11 protein-coding genes are annotated in these 14,990 nt (G+C 73.0%); 5 read left to right on the top strand and 6 right to left on the bottom strand.

Annotated features, from left to right (window positions below; all coding sequences use genetic code 11):
• Nucleotides 1-41 precede the first annotated feature (41 nt).
• Genes ACIA3K_RS16950 through ACIA3K_RS16930 form a run of 5 tightly spaced genes read right to left on the bottom strand, consistent with a single transcriptional unit; the run spans nt 42 to nt 7,282 of the window.
• Complete coding sequence (locus ACIA3K_RS16950; RefSeq protein ID WP_396802008.1) at nt 42-2,867, bottom strand: hypothetical protein; 2,826 nt, start codon at nt 2,865-2,867, stop codon at nt 42-44.
• Nucleotides 2,864-3,976: an AAA family ATPase gene (locus ACIA3K_RS16945; RefSeq protein ID WP_396802007.1), complete on the bottom strand. Its 1,113-nt coding sequence runs from the start codon at nt 3,974-3,976 to the stop codon at nt 2,864-2,866. The genes ACIA3K_RS16950 and ACIA3K_RS16945 overlap by 4 nt, the downstream gene beginning before the upstream one ends.
• 14 nt (nt 3,977-3,990) lie before the next feature.
• The gene (locus ACIA3K_RS16940) at nt 3,991-5,427 is read right to left on the bottom strand and encodes a VWA domain-containing protein (RefSeq protein WP_396802006.1); all 1,437 of its coding nucleotides are present in this window, start codon (nt 5,425-5,427) and stop codon (nt 3,991-3,993) included.
• Nucleotides 5,424-6,815, bottom strand: a complete 1,392-nt coding sequence (locus ACIA3K_RS16935) for a hypothetical protein (protein WP_396802004.1) — start codon at nt 6,813-6,815, stop codon at nt 5,424-5,426. The genes ACIA3K_RS16940 and ACIA3K_RS16935 overlap by 4 nt, the downstream gene beginning before the upstream one ends.
• Nucleotides 6,815-7,282 (bottom strand): hypothetical protein, encoded by a 468-nt coding sequence (locus tag ACIA3K_RS16930; protein WP_396802153.1) that lies wholly within the window; start codon nt 7,280-7,282, stop codon nt 6,815-6,817. Before ACIA3K_RS16930 ends, ACIA3K_RS16935 begins: the two co-directional genes overlap by 1 nt.
• Nucleotides 7,283-7,561: 279 nt before the next feature.
• Here ACIA3K_RS16930 and ACIA3K_RS16925 point away from each other — a divergent pair, with 279 nt between their 5' ends.
• Genes ACIA3K_RS16925 through ACIA3K_RS16910 form a run of 4 tightly spaced genes read left to right on the top strand, consistent with a single transcriptional unit; the run spans nt 7,562 to nt 11,543 of the window.
• Complete coding sequence (locus ACIA3K_RS16925) at nt 7,562-8,674, top strand: hypothetical protein (RefSeq protein WP_396802003.1); 1,113 nt, start codon at nt 7,562-7,564, stop codon at nt 8,672-8,674.
• Between the two features lie 34 nt (nt 8,675-8,708).
• On the top strand, nt 8,709-9,755 hold the full coding sequence (locus ACIA3K_RS16920) for an NAD(P)H-dependent flavin oxidoreductase (RefSeq protein WP_396802002.1): 1,047 nt from the start codon (nt 8,709-8,711) through the stop codon (nt 9,753-9,755).
• 48 nt (nt 9,756-9,803) lie between these two features.
• Nucleotides 9,804-10,898: a cellulose binding domain-containing protein gene (locus tag ACIA3K_RS16915; protein ID WP_396802001.1), complete on the top strand. Its 1,095-nt coding sequence runs from the start codon at nt 9,804-9,806 to the stop codon at nt 10,896-10,898.
• Nucleotides 10,899-10,913: 15 nt separating this feature from the next.
• Nucleotides 10,914-11,543 (top strand): hypothetical protein, encoded by a 630-nt coding sequence (locus ACIA3K_RS16910; protein ID WP_396802000.1) that lies wholly within the window; start codon nt 10,914-10,916, stop codon nt 11,541-11,543.
• Nucleotides 11,544-11,583: 40 nt separating this feature from the next.
• On the opposite strand, the gene ACIA3K_RS16905 is transcribed toward ACIA3K_RS16910, so the two are convergent.
• A complete protein-coding gene (locus tag ACIA3K_RS16905) occupies nt 11,584-13,623 on the bottom strand; it encodes a glycosyl hydrolase family 28-related protein (RefSeq protein ID WP_396801999.1) in 2,040 nt (679 codons plus the stop codon).
• Nucleotides 13,624-13,844: 221 nt separating this feature from the next.
• Here ACIA3K_RS16905 and ACIA3K_RS16900 point away from each other — a divergent pair, with 221 nt between their 5' ends.
• On the top strand, nt 13,845-14,933 hold the full coding sequence (locus ACIA3K_RS16900) for an NYN domain-containing protein (protein ID WP_396801997.1): 1,089 nt from the start codon (nt 13,845-13,847) through the stop codon (nt 14,931-14,933).
• Nucleotides 14,934-14,990: the final 57 nt, after the last annotated feature.

Genomic DNA, 14,990 nt, shown 5'->3' with positions numbered 1-14,990 from the left:
CGCCATGACGCCGGGCCGCTGCCTACCCGCCGCCGTCGCACTCACGCCTGGCGCACCATCCGCGCGGCCACGGCCTCGACCGTCTCGGGATGCCTCGCCAGCAGCCCGGCCACCGCGCCCTGCTCGGCGGGGGCGTCGTCGGCCGGCAGCCACCCGCCGTCGTACCTGAGCAGACCGGAGATCGCGTCGACCACCTCGGGATGCGCGGCGAGGAGGACACCGACCCGCCGCCTCGGCGCGGCCACGGCGCGTTGGTCGTCCACCCGCCCGGGTGGTGGAGTCGCGACCCACGGCGGCACCCAGGAATCCAGCTCCGGCAGCGCCTCCGGGAAGGTCCGTCCGGCCTCACGGATCAGGAGCGGAACCATCTCCGGGCCCTGCTCCCGCAGTGTCGTGATCAGGGTCGGCAACCAGGGCAGCAGCACCGGGTCGGGTAGCCGGGCGAAGGCCGTGGAGATCGTCTCGACGACGAACGGCGCGAGACCCGGCACCGGTTCCAGCGCGTGCACGAATCCGGCCAGGTACTGCGGGAAGGCCGGCACCGCCAGCGGGTTGGCCAGCAGCTCGGCACACCGGGCCCGCAGATCGGCCACCGACAGCAGACCGAGCTGGTGTCGGCCCGCCCAGAGCAGCGCCACCTTCGCCGGCGCGGTCGGGTGCGACTGTGCGACGGCCAGTTCCAGCTGGGAGCGGTCGCAGCCCAACGACAGCGCCAGACCCTCCATCGAGAACAGGAAGCCGAGCATCGCGCCGACCTGCCGCACGTTGGTCTCGTCGCTGATGACCGCGGTGGGCAGCAGGGTGCAGTAGTGCGCGTACCCGGTCGTCACGAACGCCTCGCACCAGGCCGGCAGCGTCGGCGCGGTGGCCCGGTGATGCGCCAGCAACCGTCGGATGCGGCGCAACACGTCGGGAGCGTCGTCGACGGTGCGCGCGGTGGCGAGCAGCTCCACCGCCCGCGCCCCCAGCTCGTCGACCAGGCGTGGGCTGTCGAGCAGCCGGATCGCGTCCTCGACCGCGGCCAGAGCGCTGGCGGCGGTGGCGTCGGGGCCGCGCACCGCTCGGCGCAGTCGTTGCTCCAGGACCTGCTCGACGGTCACACCCTCGTAGCCGAGCTCGATCAACGCCCGCTGATGGTGACCGAGCGCCAGGTCCCAGCTCTCCTGGACCGAGCGCTGGCCGAGCCGCCGCTCACCCATGATCGGGCGGACCGCGGCCGGTGGCAGCAGGTACCGCAGGATCCACAGCAGGTCCGAGCAGCGGGCCAGCGCCGGCTCGGCGTTCAGGTCCAGCAGCGCCCGCTGGACGCTCCGCTTCTCCAGGGCCAGGCCGAGCGGTTCCAGCCGATCGAACACGTCGCGGGCCAGCGGCGGCAGAGCGTCGTAGCCGACCTGACCGATCCGGTCGCCGCCCAGCAGGATCTCGCAGAGCCGCCGGACGTCCCGCCGGCCGGGCACCACGTCCTTTTCGATGCAGGTGACCGCGGCGTCGGCGAAGTCGTACGGGGTGGGCCGGGCCCGGTTGCGCAGACCGGCCAGCAGGACCGACGTCTCGAAGACCGCGATCGCGTCGGCGGTGCTCGCCAGATATCCGTTGCGGCGAGCCAACCGGACGATGTCGACACACCAGCCGCGCAGCTCCGCCTCGTCCAGACCGTCCGGACGCGGTGGGGCGGCGAGGAAGCCGGTGAGTCGGTCATCGACCGGCCCGGCGGGGGAGGGGACCGTCGTGACCCGACCGCGCCGGCCCCGGACGGCCGTCGTGCGTTGGCCGCCGAGCTGGTACGGCGACAGCCCGTGGCGACGTACCTCCTTGGCCCAGGTCGCCGCGGCGATGGACACCGAGCCGGACGCCAGCCCGAACTGTGCCTCGATCGCCGAGTGGCTGGACGGGATCAGCCCGTACCGCCAGCGGGTGTCGGTGCGCGGGGTGATCTCGAAGTCGTCCGCGGCGGAGCCCAGCCCGAACTGCTCGACCCGGCTGGCGGCGTGGAAGGCGCCGCAGACGTAGAGGCAGTCCGCCGGATCGACGCCGGAGGTGGCCAGGTGCTGACGCATCCGCGTCCACATGTACCGCTCGCGATCCTCGTCGCGATCGAGCCGATCCGCGTCGGCCGGGCGCAGCCGCCGGAACAGGCTGCCGATCAGCACCATCACCTGCCGGTACGTGTCGTGGTCGGCGTCGGCCAGCGGGCGTTCCACGTACTGGTCCCACCATTCCGACCAGTGCCGCACCTTGCCGTGGTGCAGCAGGTACGCCTCCAGCTCCGCGAACCGCGGTCGCAGGTCGCCGATCTCCACCCCGACGGCGTCGCCGTGCAGTCCCGATTCCGCGCCGGTGTCGGTCGGCCCGTTCGCGCTGCTCGCGGCGGTCGGCTGGTCACGCGGCGACCACTGGAAGACGTGGTCGGTGGAGCGGTCCACCAGCACCAGCTCCACGCCGGGGGTCTCCAGCGCGTACGCGATGGCCTGGTATTCCGCCGACGCCTCGGTGATCGGTGCGACGACGCTGAGCGGCCCCCAGTCGGCCGGAAAGCCGGACAGCTCCGACGCGAACGCCTGCACCGCCACCGGCAGGCGGCAGTTGCGCAGCTCGCCGAGCAGCGGCTGGAGATCCTCGCACAGCTCCAGGTAGATCACCCGGGGCTGTTTGGCGCGCAGCCGGCGCACCATGGCCAGCGCGGAGGCCGGCGAGTGGTGGCAGACCGGGAAGATCTCCAGCGGCTCGCCGAGCGCCCGGTCGACATCGTCGACCATCCCGGCGAGGATCGCGCCGAGCGCGTCCGAGGAGCCCGCGAACGCGGTCGCCGCATCGGTGATCTGCTCGCGGAGCGCGCCGAACGTGCCCGCGACTGTCGATGCGGTCACGAGAGGGACGCGATCGCCTGACGACCGCCGTCCAGGAAGCCCGCCCAGCCGTCGTCGTCCTTGCGGGCCCGTGGCTCGACCACGCCGTGCAGGTACTTGTTGAGGATTGCCAGGTCTTCCGGGCTGCGCCGGGCCAGCGATCCGACCAACGACCCGGCGAGCGTCGCCGCGCGCAGCGTACGGTCACCGAAGAACTGGCTGTGCAGGATCGCGTCCTCCAGCACGCCGATCTGCTCGGCGGTCGACAGTGCCGATTCCAGCTTCTCGTCGTCGCTCGTCGCCGCCGCGGCACCGGCGCGCAGGTCGGCGAAGCTCTGCAACAGAATGTCCAGCAGGGTGGGCGGCACGTCCAGCTCGATGCGGTGCCGGCGCAGCAACTCCTCGGTCCGGAACCGCACGATCTCGGCCTCGCTGCGCTTGTTGGTGACCACCGGGATCCGGACGAAGTTGAACCGCCGCTTGAGCGCCGAGGAGAGATCGTTGACGCCCCGGTCGCGGCTGTTCGCCGTTGCGATGATCGAGAAACCGGGTTGGGCGAAGACGATGTTGTCCTGGTCCAGCTCGGGGATGGCGACGTACTTCTCGGACAGGATCGAGATCAGCGCGTCCTGCACGTCGCTGGTGGAGCGGGTCAACTCCTCGAAGCGACCGACCACGCCACGCTCCATCGCCGTCATGATCGGCGACGGGATCATCGACTCCCGGGACTGGCCCTTGGCGATCACCATGGACACGTTCCACGAGTACTTGATGTGGTCCTCCGTCGTGCCGGCGGTGCCCTGCACGACCAGGGTCGAGTTGCGGCAGACGGCCGCGGCCAGCAACTCGGCCAGCCAGCTCTTGCCGGTGCCGGGGTCACCGATCAGCAGCAGGCCCCGGTCCGAGGCGAGGGTGACGATGGCGCGTTCGACGAAACTGCGGTCGCCGAACCACTTCTGCGGGATCTCCCGGGACAGGCCGTCGGCCCGCTCCGACCCGAGGATGAACAGCCGGACCATGCGCGGGCTCAGGCGCCACGAGAACGGCTTCGGACCGGTGTCGACCGACTCGAGGAAATCCAGCTCGTCGGCGTACGTGACCTCGGCGGGGGCGCGCAACATCTCGGACATGAGGGAGTGCTCTCCTAGGTGAGGAAGTTCTTCAGCTCGACGACGAGCTTGCGGATGTGGCCGGAGATGACCGGGGTGCCCTGGTCCTTGAGGCGTTGCCGGAACCAGGGGTTGACGCTCTGCTGGCCCGAGCTGCTGACCGAGCCCACCGGAATGACCTTGGCACCGGAGCGGTGGACGGCCTCCAGGCCGTCGAAGACCGCCTGGTGGTTGACCTCGTAGAAGTCGGAGATCCACACCAGCACCGTGTTCTTCGGCTCGGCGATCTTCGGCCGGGCCAGCGTCAGCGCCGCCGTGCCGTCGGTGCCGCCACCGAGCTGCGTACGCAGCAACACCTCGAACGGGTCGTGCACCCACGGGGTGAGGTCCAGTGCCCGGGTGTCGTACGCGATCAGGTGCACGTCCACCTTCGGCAGGCCGGCGAAGATCGAGGCGAGGATCGTGCAGTTGACCATCGCGTCGACCATCGAGCCGGACTGGTCGACCACGACGATGAGCCGGGACGGAGTGGTGCGCCGTGCGGTGTGCCGGTAGTAGAGCCGGTCGACGTAGAGCCGCTCGTCGTCCGGACTCCAGTTGGTCAGGTTCTGCCAGATGGTCCGGTCGAGATCCAGGTTGCGGAACACCCGCTTGGGCGGCACCGACCTGTCGAGCGCGCCGACACTCGTCTGTTGCACCTGCGTCCGGAGCACCTCGGCGACCTCGTCGACGAAGCGCCGGATCAACGCCTTGGCGTTGGCCAGCGCCAGCCCGGACAGGTTGGCCTTGTCCCGTAGCAACTGCTCGATCAGCGACATGCTCGGGGTCAGCTGGCTGGCCAGCGCGGGGTCGGCAAGCACCTCCCGCAGGTGCATCCGCCGGACCAGGTCACCCTCCAGCCCGGCGAGGGTGCCGCCCAGCCCGCCGCTCTGACGGCGCAGCTCGCCGGGCTCGCAGCCGAGTGCCTGCTCGAACCAGCCGGCGTCGGACTGCCACCGGGCCAGCTGGTTGGCGCTGACCGGGCCGGAGCCGGTGGCGAACACGTTCAGCAGCACCTTCGACACCAGCGCGGCGCGGCGTACCTCGGCCAGGCCGGGCCGATAGTCCGGAGCCTCGCCCGGCGGGTCACCGGCCGGCCCGGCGTCGTCGGCCTCGGCGTCGCGCGGTTCGGAACGCTTCCCGCCGTCCGGCCCGTCGTCGCGCGGCCCGTCGTCTCGTGGCTCGGCGTCGGTGGGGGTGAGCAGGCCGCGCAGCTCGGCCGCGAGCGTCGGGAAGCGCTGCACGATGGTGTCCACCGAGACGGCCGGGTCCAGCAGAGCGGCGGGCAGCCCGAGGTCGTCGACCACGGCGACGCTCGCCGACTCCAGGCTGGGCTGCTCGTCGCGGTCGAAGAGGCGGGACAACAGCCGCCAGTAGAGGACCTGACGGCGGTTGGCGTCGGCGAACCCGCCGGTGGGGATCGGCGTGGTCATCGGCGCAGCAACCGTCCCGCGCGTTCGCGCAGCACGGCCACGGCGTCGCCCGCCCGCGCCTCCTCCTTGGCGATCTTCGGATCGGTGACGCCGCACGCCCAGTCGCCGTTGTGCGCCTGTACCGTCCGCCGCTTCACCGTGCCCAGCACCGCCAACGGCTGGAGCTGCCACCGGCCGTCGTCCCAGCGTAGGAGCCCCAGGGCGGCCGACGCGGTGGCGACCAGGTCGACAGTCAGCGGACCGGCGGCCGGCAACCTGTCGACGGCCAGCGGGATCCGTTCGCCGTCCACCTCGACGGCGAGGGCGCCGGCCTCGTCCCGGATCACCGGCCCCTCCACGAGGACGGGCTCGGCGATGCCCGCCGGATGCCGGTCCAGGGGGTCGGTCGCGGCCGTGGTCGCCGCGGGCAACACGACCCGGGCAGTGGCGAACGGGTCGGCGGGCTCGTCGAGCCGGACCCGGTCGTCGACCCAGCCCAGGTCGCCGCCGCGCAGCGGCAGGTCGGTCACCATCAAGGCCCGCTTGTCGGCCAGCGCGGTGAGCAGCGCCGGATGGTGCGACAGCAGCCGCCAGATCGCCGGGCCGACGATGGTGTCGACCTTCGCCGCGGTGACCGCCGTGCGGACCAGCCGCGCCGGGCCGCCGTCCGCCGGCTCCAGGATGGCGTGCAGTTGAACCTGCACCGCGGTGTCGTGACTGTGCACGTCCACACCGAGCGGCAACAGCCGCCCGGAGACCGAGGGCGTCGCACCGGGCGGTGACGTGCCCTCGGCGAGCAGGACGCCGCGCGCCCAGAGATCGGCCCACCGGCGTGCCGGCACCTGCGCCATGCTGGCGACCGGGACGCAGGCCCGCAACTCGGCGGCGAGCCCGTCGAGCAGCACCGCGACGCGCCGTAGCTCCGGCACGAGGAGGCTGGTCTCGACCACCCCGGCGGCGACGGACAGCAGCTCGTGGTCGACGCCCCGCCAGCCGGTGAGCGCCACCTCGTGCCACCACGCCCGTGCGCCGGCGAGCGCGGCCGGCGCCTCGGTAGGCGCGCTGGTCGGTGTCGTCCACGACGACCGGGTGCGGCCGAGTGTCTCGTCGAGCTGCCCGAGCAGGGCGTCGTGTGCCGCGCCGAGCAGCGCCGAGCGCGCTCCGGCGAGCGCGGCGAGGTGCTGCGGGGCGACCGACCCGGCGACGACCGCGTCCACCGCGACGACCACCGGGCCACCCAGTGGCGTGCCGGTGAACGCGTCGGCGAACGCGGCCAGTGCGGAGGCGCCCCGCTCGCCGACCCGGCCGAAACCGTCGATGAGGGCGTCGTCGAAGCCGGCCACCACATCGAGCGCGTCGGTCAAGCCGGCCGGGGCCGTACGCAGGGGCGCGACCTGGGCGCCGCGCATCAGCGGCCGGCCCGGGTCGCCGGGAACCAGTGCAGCTCGGGCAGCGGGGCCGTGCTGACGGGCACCTCAAGGTAGGCGAGGTGGCGCAGAAAGCGACTGAACACCACCGCCGCCGACGCCGGCTCGGGCTGACCGTCCAGCCGGGCCAGCAGCTCGGTGCCGCTGGCCACCCCGTCGCCGACGTCGACCCGCAGGTAGCGGGCGACGCGGTCGACGCCGTACTGGAGGAGAGCCTCGTCCGCGAGCGCCTGCAGATGCTTGCACGGGGTGGCGCGCAAGCCACCGCACGGTCGGTTGTTGTTGGTGCTGCACTGGTAGGCGTGGGTGCCGGCCGCGACCGACGAGACGTAGACCCGCTCGACGTCCGACCCGCTGGAGACCACGCCCTGTAGACGTCCGTCGGCCAGCTCGACGAAGGGCACCTTCGCCAGCTTCCGGGCGCGGGCGGGCGGCAGCACCGCCACCACGCTGCGCCGCCGCCAGTCGGCTTCGTCGGCGTTCGTCACGTCACGGCCTCCCACATCGAGAAGAATCCAGGGTGGTGCGCGCGCGGCCGGCTTCCGGCGGCGCTGCGACGACACGATCATGGACCACGGGTACGACAGATCCGGCTGCGGTGCGGGCACGGCGGCGCGCGGCCCGGACACGGATGTCGTCGGGTCCGCGCGCTTGGTCGCCGTCGCCGTCCCCGATCGGCCAGGATGGGCGGGACGGCCGGGCCACCGGCCGCGACGAGGAGGCGGACGATGCGGGTACGCGGCTGGGTGACCCGGGGGCGGCGCGTCCGCACGACGGCGGTGGCGACCCTCGTCGCGGGCGCGGCGTCGCTGGCCGTGGCCGTACCGGCGGCTCCGGCGGCGGCCGGCGCCGGGACAGCGGGCGACCCGGTGTGCGAGATCCGCGACGAGCGGCTCAACGAGCTGTCCGGGATGGTCACCACCGACGACGGGTACGTCGTGGTCAACGACGGCGCCGACGACGAGGCCCGCCGACGGATCTTCTTCCTCGACGAGCGCTGCGCGGTGGCGCGGGCGGTCAGCTACCCCACCCCGCCCCGGGACACCGAGGACCTGGCCGTCGGCCGGGACGGCACCATCTGGGTGGCCGACATCGGTGACAACGACCGCAACCGCGAGACGATCGCGCTGTGGCGGCTCGCGCCGGGCGCGGACCGGCCGGTGCTCCACCGGATGACGTACCCGGACAATCCGCACGACGCGGAGGCGCTGCTGATCGACGCGTCCGGCCGACCGCTGATCATCACCAAGGGTGGCAGCGGCACCGTCGTCCTGTACGCCCCGACCACCGCGCTGAAGCCGGGTGCCACCACGCCGTTGGCCTCCGTGGGCAAGGTGGTCCTGCCGTCGACCACGACCAGCAATCCGTACTCGTTTCTCGGCCGGAGCGTCGTGACCGGCGCGGCGAGCGCGCCGGACGGCCGCCGGGTGGTGCTGCGCAGTTACGCCGACGCGTTCGAGTACGACGTGACCGGCGACGACCTCGTCGGCGCGCTGACCTCGGGCACCCCGCGGATCACGCCGCTGCCGGACGAGCCGCAGGGCGAGTCGATCACCTACAGCCGCGACGGCCGGTCGCTGCTCACCGTCTCCGAGTCCGCCGACCAGCCGGCCGGCACCCGGCCGACGATCCTGCGGTACCCCGCGACGGTGGCCCCCGCCGCTCCTTCCGCGGAGTCCACCACGGCAGCCCCGCCATCGCCCGCAGCGGCCAGCCCGGCGGCGCAGGCGGCCGGTATCGGCGGTGGTCAGGTGTGGTCGCTGGCGGCCGGCGCCGGGACGCTGCTGGCGCTCCTCGCCGTGGCCGGCCTGCTGTGGCGGCGGCACACCGACCGACGCTGACGGGCGGACCGGCGCGGTGCGGGAGGATGGGTGGATGTCCGTGCTGTCCGCGCTACGCCATCCGATCGTCGCCGCCCCGATGGCCGGCGGCCCGTCCACGCCGGATCTCGTGTCGGCGGTCTCCGCCGCCGGTGGACTCGGGTTCCTGGCCGCCGGCATGATCGACACCGGCCGGCTGGTCGCCGACATCGCCGCGGTGCGCGCCCGTACCGACCGGCCGTTCGGGGTCAACGTCTTCCTACCCGGTGACGGTCGGGTCGACGAGGCCGCCGTCTCGGCGTACGCGCGGCGGCTCGCGCCGCAGGCAGAGCAGTTCGGGGTGACGCTCGGCGATCCGGTGGGCGGGGACGACGCGTACCCCGAGAAGCTGGCCGTGCTCCTCGCGGACCCGGTGCCGGTGGTGTCCTTCGCGTTCGGACTGCCCGACCGCGCCGCCGTGACGGCGTTGCGGGAGCGCGGCACCGAGGTGTGGGCGACGGTCACCCGGCCGGACGCCGCCACCGCCGCCGCCGACCTGGGCGTCGACGCCGTCATCGTGCAGGGCACCGAGGCCGGCGGGCACCGCGGCGGTCTGCCGGACGACGACGACTACACGCTGCTGCCGCTGCTCCGGCTGGCCGCCGGATGTGGCCGTCCGCTGGTGGCGGCGGGCGGCATCGCCGACGGCCCCGCGCTGGCGGCGGCGCTGGCCGCCGGGGCGGTCGCGGCGCAGGTCGGTACGGCGTTCCTGCGCTGCCCGGAGGCGGGCAGCTCGCCGTTGCACCGCGCGGCGGTGGCCAGCGTCGCCCCGACCGCGCTGACCCGGGCGTACACCGGCAAGCGGGCCCGTGGCGTGGTCAACGACTTCCTGCGGGCGCACGACGCGCAGGCGCCGATCGGCTACCCGCACGTGCTGCACCTGACCCGTCCGCTGCTCGCCGCCGCCCGACGCGACGGCGACGCCTCGGTGGCGAACCTGTGGGCCGGGCAGGCGCACCCCCTCGCCCGGGACGTGCCGGCCGCCGAGCTGGTCGTTGAGCTGAGCACCGCCGCCCGGGTGGCGCTGACGGAGGCCGCCGAGCGGGCGGGCCGCTGGGGCTGAGCCGGCCTCCGGCCCCGGAGTCTCCTGACCACCCGTTAGAGTCTCGCCGTGATCGAGATCGGCGCGCACGTCGACCTGTCCCACCCGTCTGACCGGGTCTGGCTCGCACTGACGGATCGGGAGCTGCTCGGCCGCTGGTTCGCCGAGGCGGACATGGTGGAGGGAGTACCGGACCGGCTGCTGCTGCACACGGCCGACCTGCCCGGCTTCGACGCCGACGTCGAGGTCGAGGTGACCGAGCGGCAGGTGCCGGAGCTGCTGGCGTTGCGCTGCGACGAGGCCGGCCGGCTCAGCGAGCTGACCTGCACCGTCACCGCCACCAGAGAGGGCAGTCGGCTGGCCGTACGGGAGGTGCCGACCCACGGCGCCTGGTCGGACGAGCAGCGCGACGCCCGCGAACAGCAACTGCGTCAGGCGCTCACCGTGCGTATGCCGGCCATCCTGGACTGGCTCGCGTTCCAGCAGGTCGACCTGCGCCGAGGCGAGGCCGGACTGACCACCGAACTGCCGGTGATCGCGGCGACCGGCCCGGTCCGGCGTCGTCGTCGTCGGGCGGTCGTCGCCGGACTCGTCGGGGTCGTGCTGGCGGCGGGTACGGCGGTGTGGCTGACGCTGCCGGGCGAGCCGGACCAGGTGGCAACGCCGACCTCGTCGCCGACACCGACGACGCCGGAGCCGAGCCTCGTGGAGGCGGCGGCGACCTCCGGCCAACCGAAGGTCACGCCCTCCGTGCGCCCGTCGCGCACCGCCACGCCGAGCAGCGCCCGTCCGACGCGTACCCCGTCGGCGAAGCCGTCGCCCACTCCCACTCCCACCGGGCCGCCGCCCCCGCCCCCGCTGGTCGCGCGGTACGACACCGCCTCCAGTCGGCTGTTCGGCTACACCGGGGAGGTGGTGGTGGACAATCCGGGGCCCGCGCCCGTCGAGCAGTGGGTCGTGGTGGTGACCCTGGCCGAGGGCAGCAGCGTGGACGACGTCGACGGGGCCGACTCGTCCCGGGACGGGCAGGCGCTCACCTTCACCGGCGCGGCCCTGCCGGCCGGCGGGTCGCGGACGATCCGCTTCGACGTCCGCGACAGCCGCCCCAAGGCCCGGGAGCCGGAGGGGTGCACCGTGGGCGGCAACCCGTGCGCGGGGTTCTGACTAGGCTCCTGACGCATGGCACTGCTGCACCGGGCGACACTGCGCCCCACGAAGCTCGAACTGCTGACGACCTGGCTGCCCAGCCGACCCTGGTACCGGGGACCGGCCGGCGTCGAGGTGGTGAGTAGGGGGGCGTACCGCTTCGACGACCCGGCCGGCGAGGTCGGCGTGGAGACGATCCTGGTCGCCGCCGCCGACGGGCCGGTCCACCAGGTTCCACTGACCTACCGCGCCGCGCCGCTCGACGACGCCGACGAGTGGCTGGTCGGTACCACCGATCATTCGGCGCTCGGCCGCCGCTGGGTGTACGACGCCTGCGCCGACCCGGTGTACGCGGCGGCGCTGACCCACGCCGTCCTGAGCGGCGCCGGTCAGGCGGAGCAGTACTTCGAGGTCGACGGGCGGCGCGAGGTGCGACCGCCGGCGATGACGATCGACGTCGACGGCGGCGGGGACGTGCCGGAGGTCGGCGCGGTCCGGCGGGTCGTCGACGGGGACGACACCGTCATCGACACCGATGCGGTGGAGTTGGTCGTCGTCCGCCGGCCGGTCGCCGAGGCGGGCGAGGTCCGGGGTGTCACCCTGCGCGGTTCCTGGGACGGGCAGCCGACGACCGTGCCGCTGGCGTACGTCCGCACCCGTTAGACGGCGGTGGGCGGCCCGGTCAACGGGCCGCCCACCGCGTTCACCACTGTGCCGGAGGCGGCGGTGGCGAGACCGGCGGCCGGTCGTCGCAGGTGATCGTGTTGGGCAGCAGCCACGGCGCGAGCCAGCCGCCGTCGTTGCCACCCAGGTCGGTCAGCGTGAACTCCGAGCCGGCCGGGGTGAAGTGGAACGATCCGCAGTTGTTGACGCCGACCGCGCCCACGTTGCGGGCGTCCACGTTGGCGAACGAGGCCGAGCCGGCCGTACGGGCGCTGACCACCGAGGTGCCGGTGCCGTCGACCCGGACGTCGCGGAAGCTCACGTTGGTGATCGAGTAGAGGTCCTTCACCGGCCAGTCGCTGACCAGCATGATCGCGTTGTAGGTGCTGTCCAGGTAGGCGTCGCCGGTCACCTCGACGGCCGCGTCGATGCTGCGGTCCAGCGCGAACATCCAGATCGCGCCGAGCCCGATGTTCCAGTTCAGGTCGTACGTGCCGGCACGGGCCGTGGTGTTGCCGGTGAACCGGAGGTACCCGGCGAACGGCTCCGCGCCGAAGCGGGCGCCGGCGTGCAGGCCGCTGCCCTCGCGGACCGGGTCGGCGACGAGGTTGTGCGAGACGGTCGTGTCGGTGCCGCCGTAGATGGCGATGCCGTTGGCCAGCGTCGGCGACTGCACGGTGTTGTGGTCGAACGTGTTGCGGGCGTTGGCGGTCTTCTCCGACCACATCGCCAGGCCGTCGTCGCCGGTGTTGCGGACGAAGGTGTGCGCGACGAGGGAGTCGGTCACTCCGGTGTGGAAGTTGAGCGCGTCGGCGATCTGGTCGACGACGATGGTGTTGGTGACCCGGACGTTGCGCATCGGCCCGTCGAACCACAGGCCCGCCTTGGTGTGCCGCAGGTGCAGCCCGTCGATCGTGGAGTCACTCATCGCGCCACCGATCGCGTTCACCTGGTCGGTGTCGATGCGCTCGCGGACGTCGCCCTCGATGGCGAAGCCGGACAGGTGCACGTTGCGGCTGCCGCCGTCGGCGGCGTCGCGGCCGTAGAAGCCGACGCCGGTGTGCACCGAGCCGTCCGGCGCGGGGGTCGACAGGGCGACCTCGCGGCCCTTGATGATGGTGTGCCAGTTGCCGGCGCCCTCGATCGTCACGTCGTCGACGATGATGTGCCGGTTGACCTGGTAGGTGCCCGGCGGGATGTACACCTTCAGGTGGGTGCGGCGGGCGAACGCGATGGCCTTGTCGATGGCGTCGGCGGAGTCCCGTCGGCCGGTCGGGTCGGCGCCGAACGCGAGGACGTTCGCCGCGAGCAGCCGTACGCGCGGCGGCGCGACCAGTTCGGAGTCGAGCAGGTCGATGACCGTCCAGGCGGCGGCGGTGCCGGTCGGCGCGGTGAGCCGGACCTTGTCTCCGGCCCGGTAGGTGCGCCCGAGCAGCAGTCGCTGTTCGTCGTAGAAGTGGGTGGGCCGGAACGGCTTGGTGATGCTCGGGTACGGCGTGGTGGCCGACGGCACGCACTGGCACTCGGTGATCCACCAGTCCGGGTGCAGCAGGCCGGCCTGCGGGTCGTTGGTGAACGGGTACTGGTTGTAGAGCCACGAGTACTGCGAGGTCAGCGTCATGGTGCGTACGCTCTTGCCGTTGACGGCGACCGTCAGCGGCGCGGTGATCCCGCCGCCGGACGGCGCGTCCGGGATGCTGTACCGCACGGTGATCCCGTTGGCGGCGCTGGGCAGGACGAACTCGACGTACTCGCCCGGGGTGAGTCGGACGGCCCGGCGACCGGACGCCTCCGAGGGCAGGGTGTAGGCGGACCGGTCCGGGCCGATGATCTCGCCGTTGGTGCGGGCGTTCTCGGCCTCCTGTTCGACGAAGTCGACGTCGGCCCCGCGCCCGGCGACGAGCGCCGGATCGAGTGCCGCCCGGGTGACGACCGGCTGCGTGCCGGATGGCTTGGCCGGACCGGCGGCGGCGACGGTGGGTCCGGCGACCAGCACGGCGAGGCCGGTCGCGAGCGCGACGGCGGTGGCGACCGGGCGGCGGCCCGGGCGTCCGCGCGCCGGCAGGATGCTGCGAGACATCGGTGACCCTCCTGGGTGGGTGGTGGTGGAGGTCCGCCCGGCGTTCCCCTGGACGCCCGACATTGATCGCCATGATGCAGCACCGAACATCTCCCTGCAAGACGACAATCGAAGAATGAAAAGAGGCGACTATTGGACCGCAAGAAATGGACGGATGGCGAGTTGAGCTGCGGCGCGTCGCGTGCGCCCCGAACCGGTACGGCCGGCGTAGGGTGAGCCGCGTGGAGCACGAAGATCGGATCGCCCTCTTTCTCGACTACGAGAACCTGGCGTTGGGGGCCCGCGACCATCGCGGCGGTGGGGCCTTCGACTTCCGGCCGATCGCCGACGCGTTGGCCGAGCGCGGGCGGGTCGTGGTGCGCCGGGCGTACGCCGACTGGTCGTACTTCGACGAGGACCGCCGGATGCTCACCCGGTCCCACGTGGAGCTGATCGAGATTCCGCAGCGGATGGGGGCGTCCCGCAAGAACGCCGCCGACATCAAGATGGCCGTCGACGCGATCGAGCTGGCGTTCGAACGCGACTACATCTCCACCTTCGTCATCTGTAGCGGCGACAGCGACTTCACGCCGCTCGTCCACAAGCTCCGTGAGCTCAACAAGCGGGTCATCGGCGTCGGGGTGGAGGGGTCCACCTCGGCGCTGCTGCCACCGGCCTGCGACGAGTTCCTGTACTACGACCGGCTGGAGGGCGTGGACATCCCGCCCGTACGCGCCCGGCACGCCCGGCCGGTCCGGCCGAACGGCCCCGACCAGCGGCCGACCGAGCCGGAGCAGCAGCGGGAGCCGGAGGTGGAGGAGCAGCCGGTGGGGGAGGAGCCCGGCCGGGACGTCGACGCGCTCGCCGTGCAGGTCGCCCAGACGGTGGCCGGTCTGCAGGGCAGCGCGAGCGGCGAGGTGACCGCGTCCCGGCTCAAGCGCACCCTGCTGCGCAAGGACCCGACCTTCAGTGAGTCCGACTACGGCTTCCGTACCTTCGGCGAGCTGCTGCGCCACCTCGCCGAGCACAACGTGGTCGACCTGGCCGAGGGGCCCGCCAAGGGTGACCCGGAGGTGTCCCTGCCCGAGCACGGCGACCGGGAGGTGGCGTTCGGCCTGCTCCGGGGCGTGGTGGGAGACCTGGGCAGCGCGGGCAACCCGGTGGCGCTCTCCGGCCTGAAGAACCAGCTCCGCCGGGTCCGGCCCGACTTCAGCGAGAAGAAGCTCGGCTACCGCAGCTTCCTGCAGTTCTGTAAGGCCGCCGCCACCAGCGGCGCGGTCGACCTGCGGTGGAGCCCGGAGGCGGACGACTACCTGCTCACCTCGTCCTGACCCCATCGACCGCTGTCGAGCGGAAGTGTCGGGACTGCCCATAGGGTGGACAGCAGG

This window comes from Micromonospora sp. NPDC051543, from assembly GCF_044454415.1.
Taxonomy (GTDB): Bacteria; Actinomycetota; Actinomycetes; order Mycobacteriales; family Micromonosporaceae; genus Micromonospora.
Note: the sequence above shows the minus strand (reverse complement) of the source record. Positions and strands in the feature narration are given on the sequence as shown.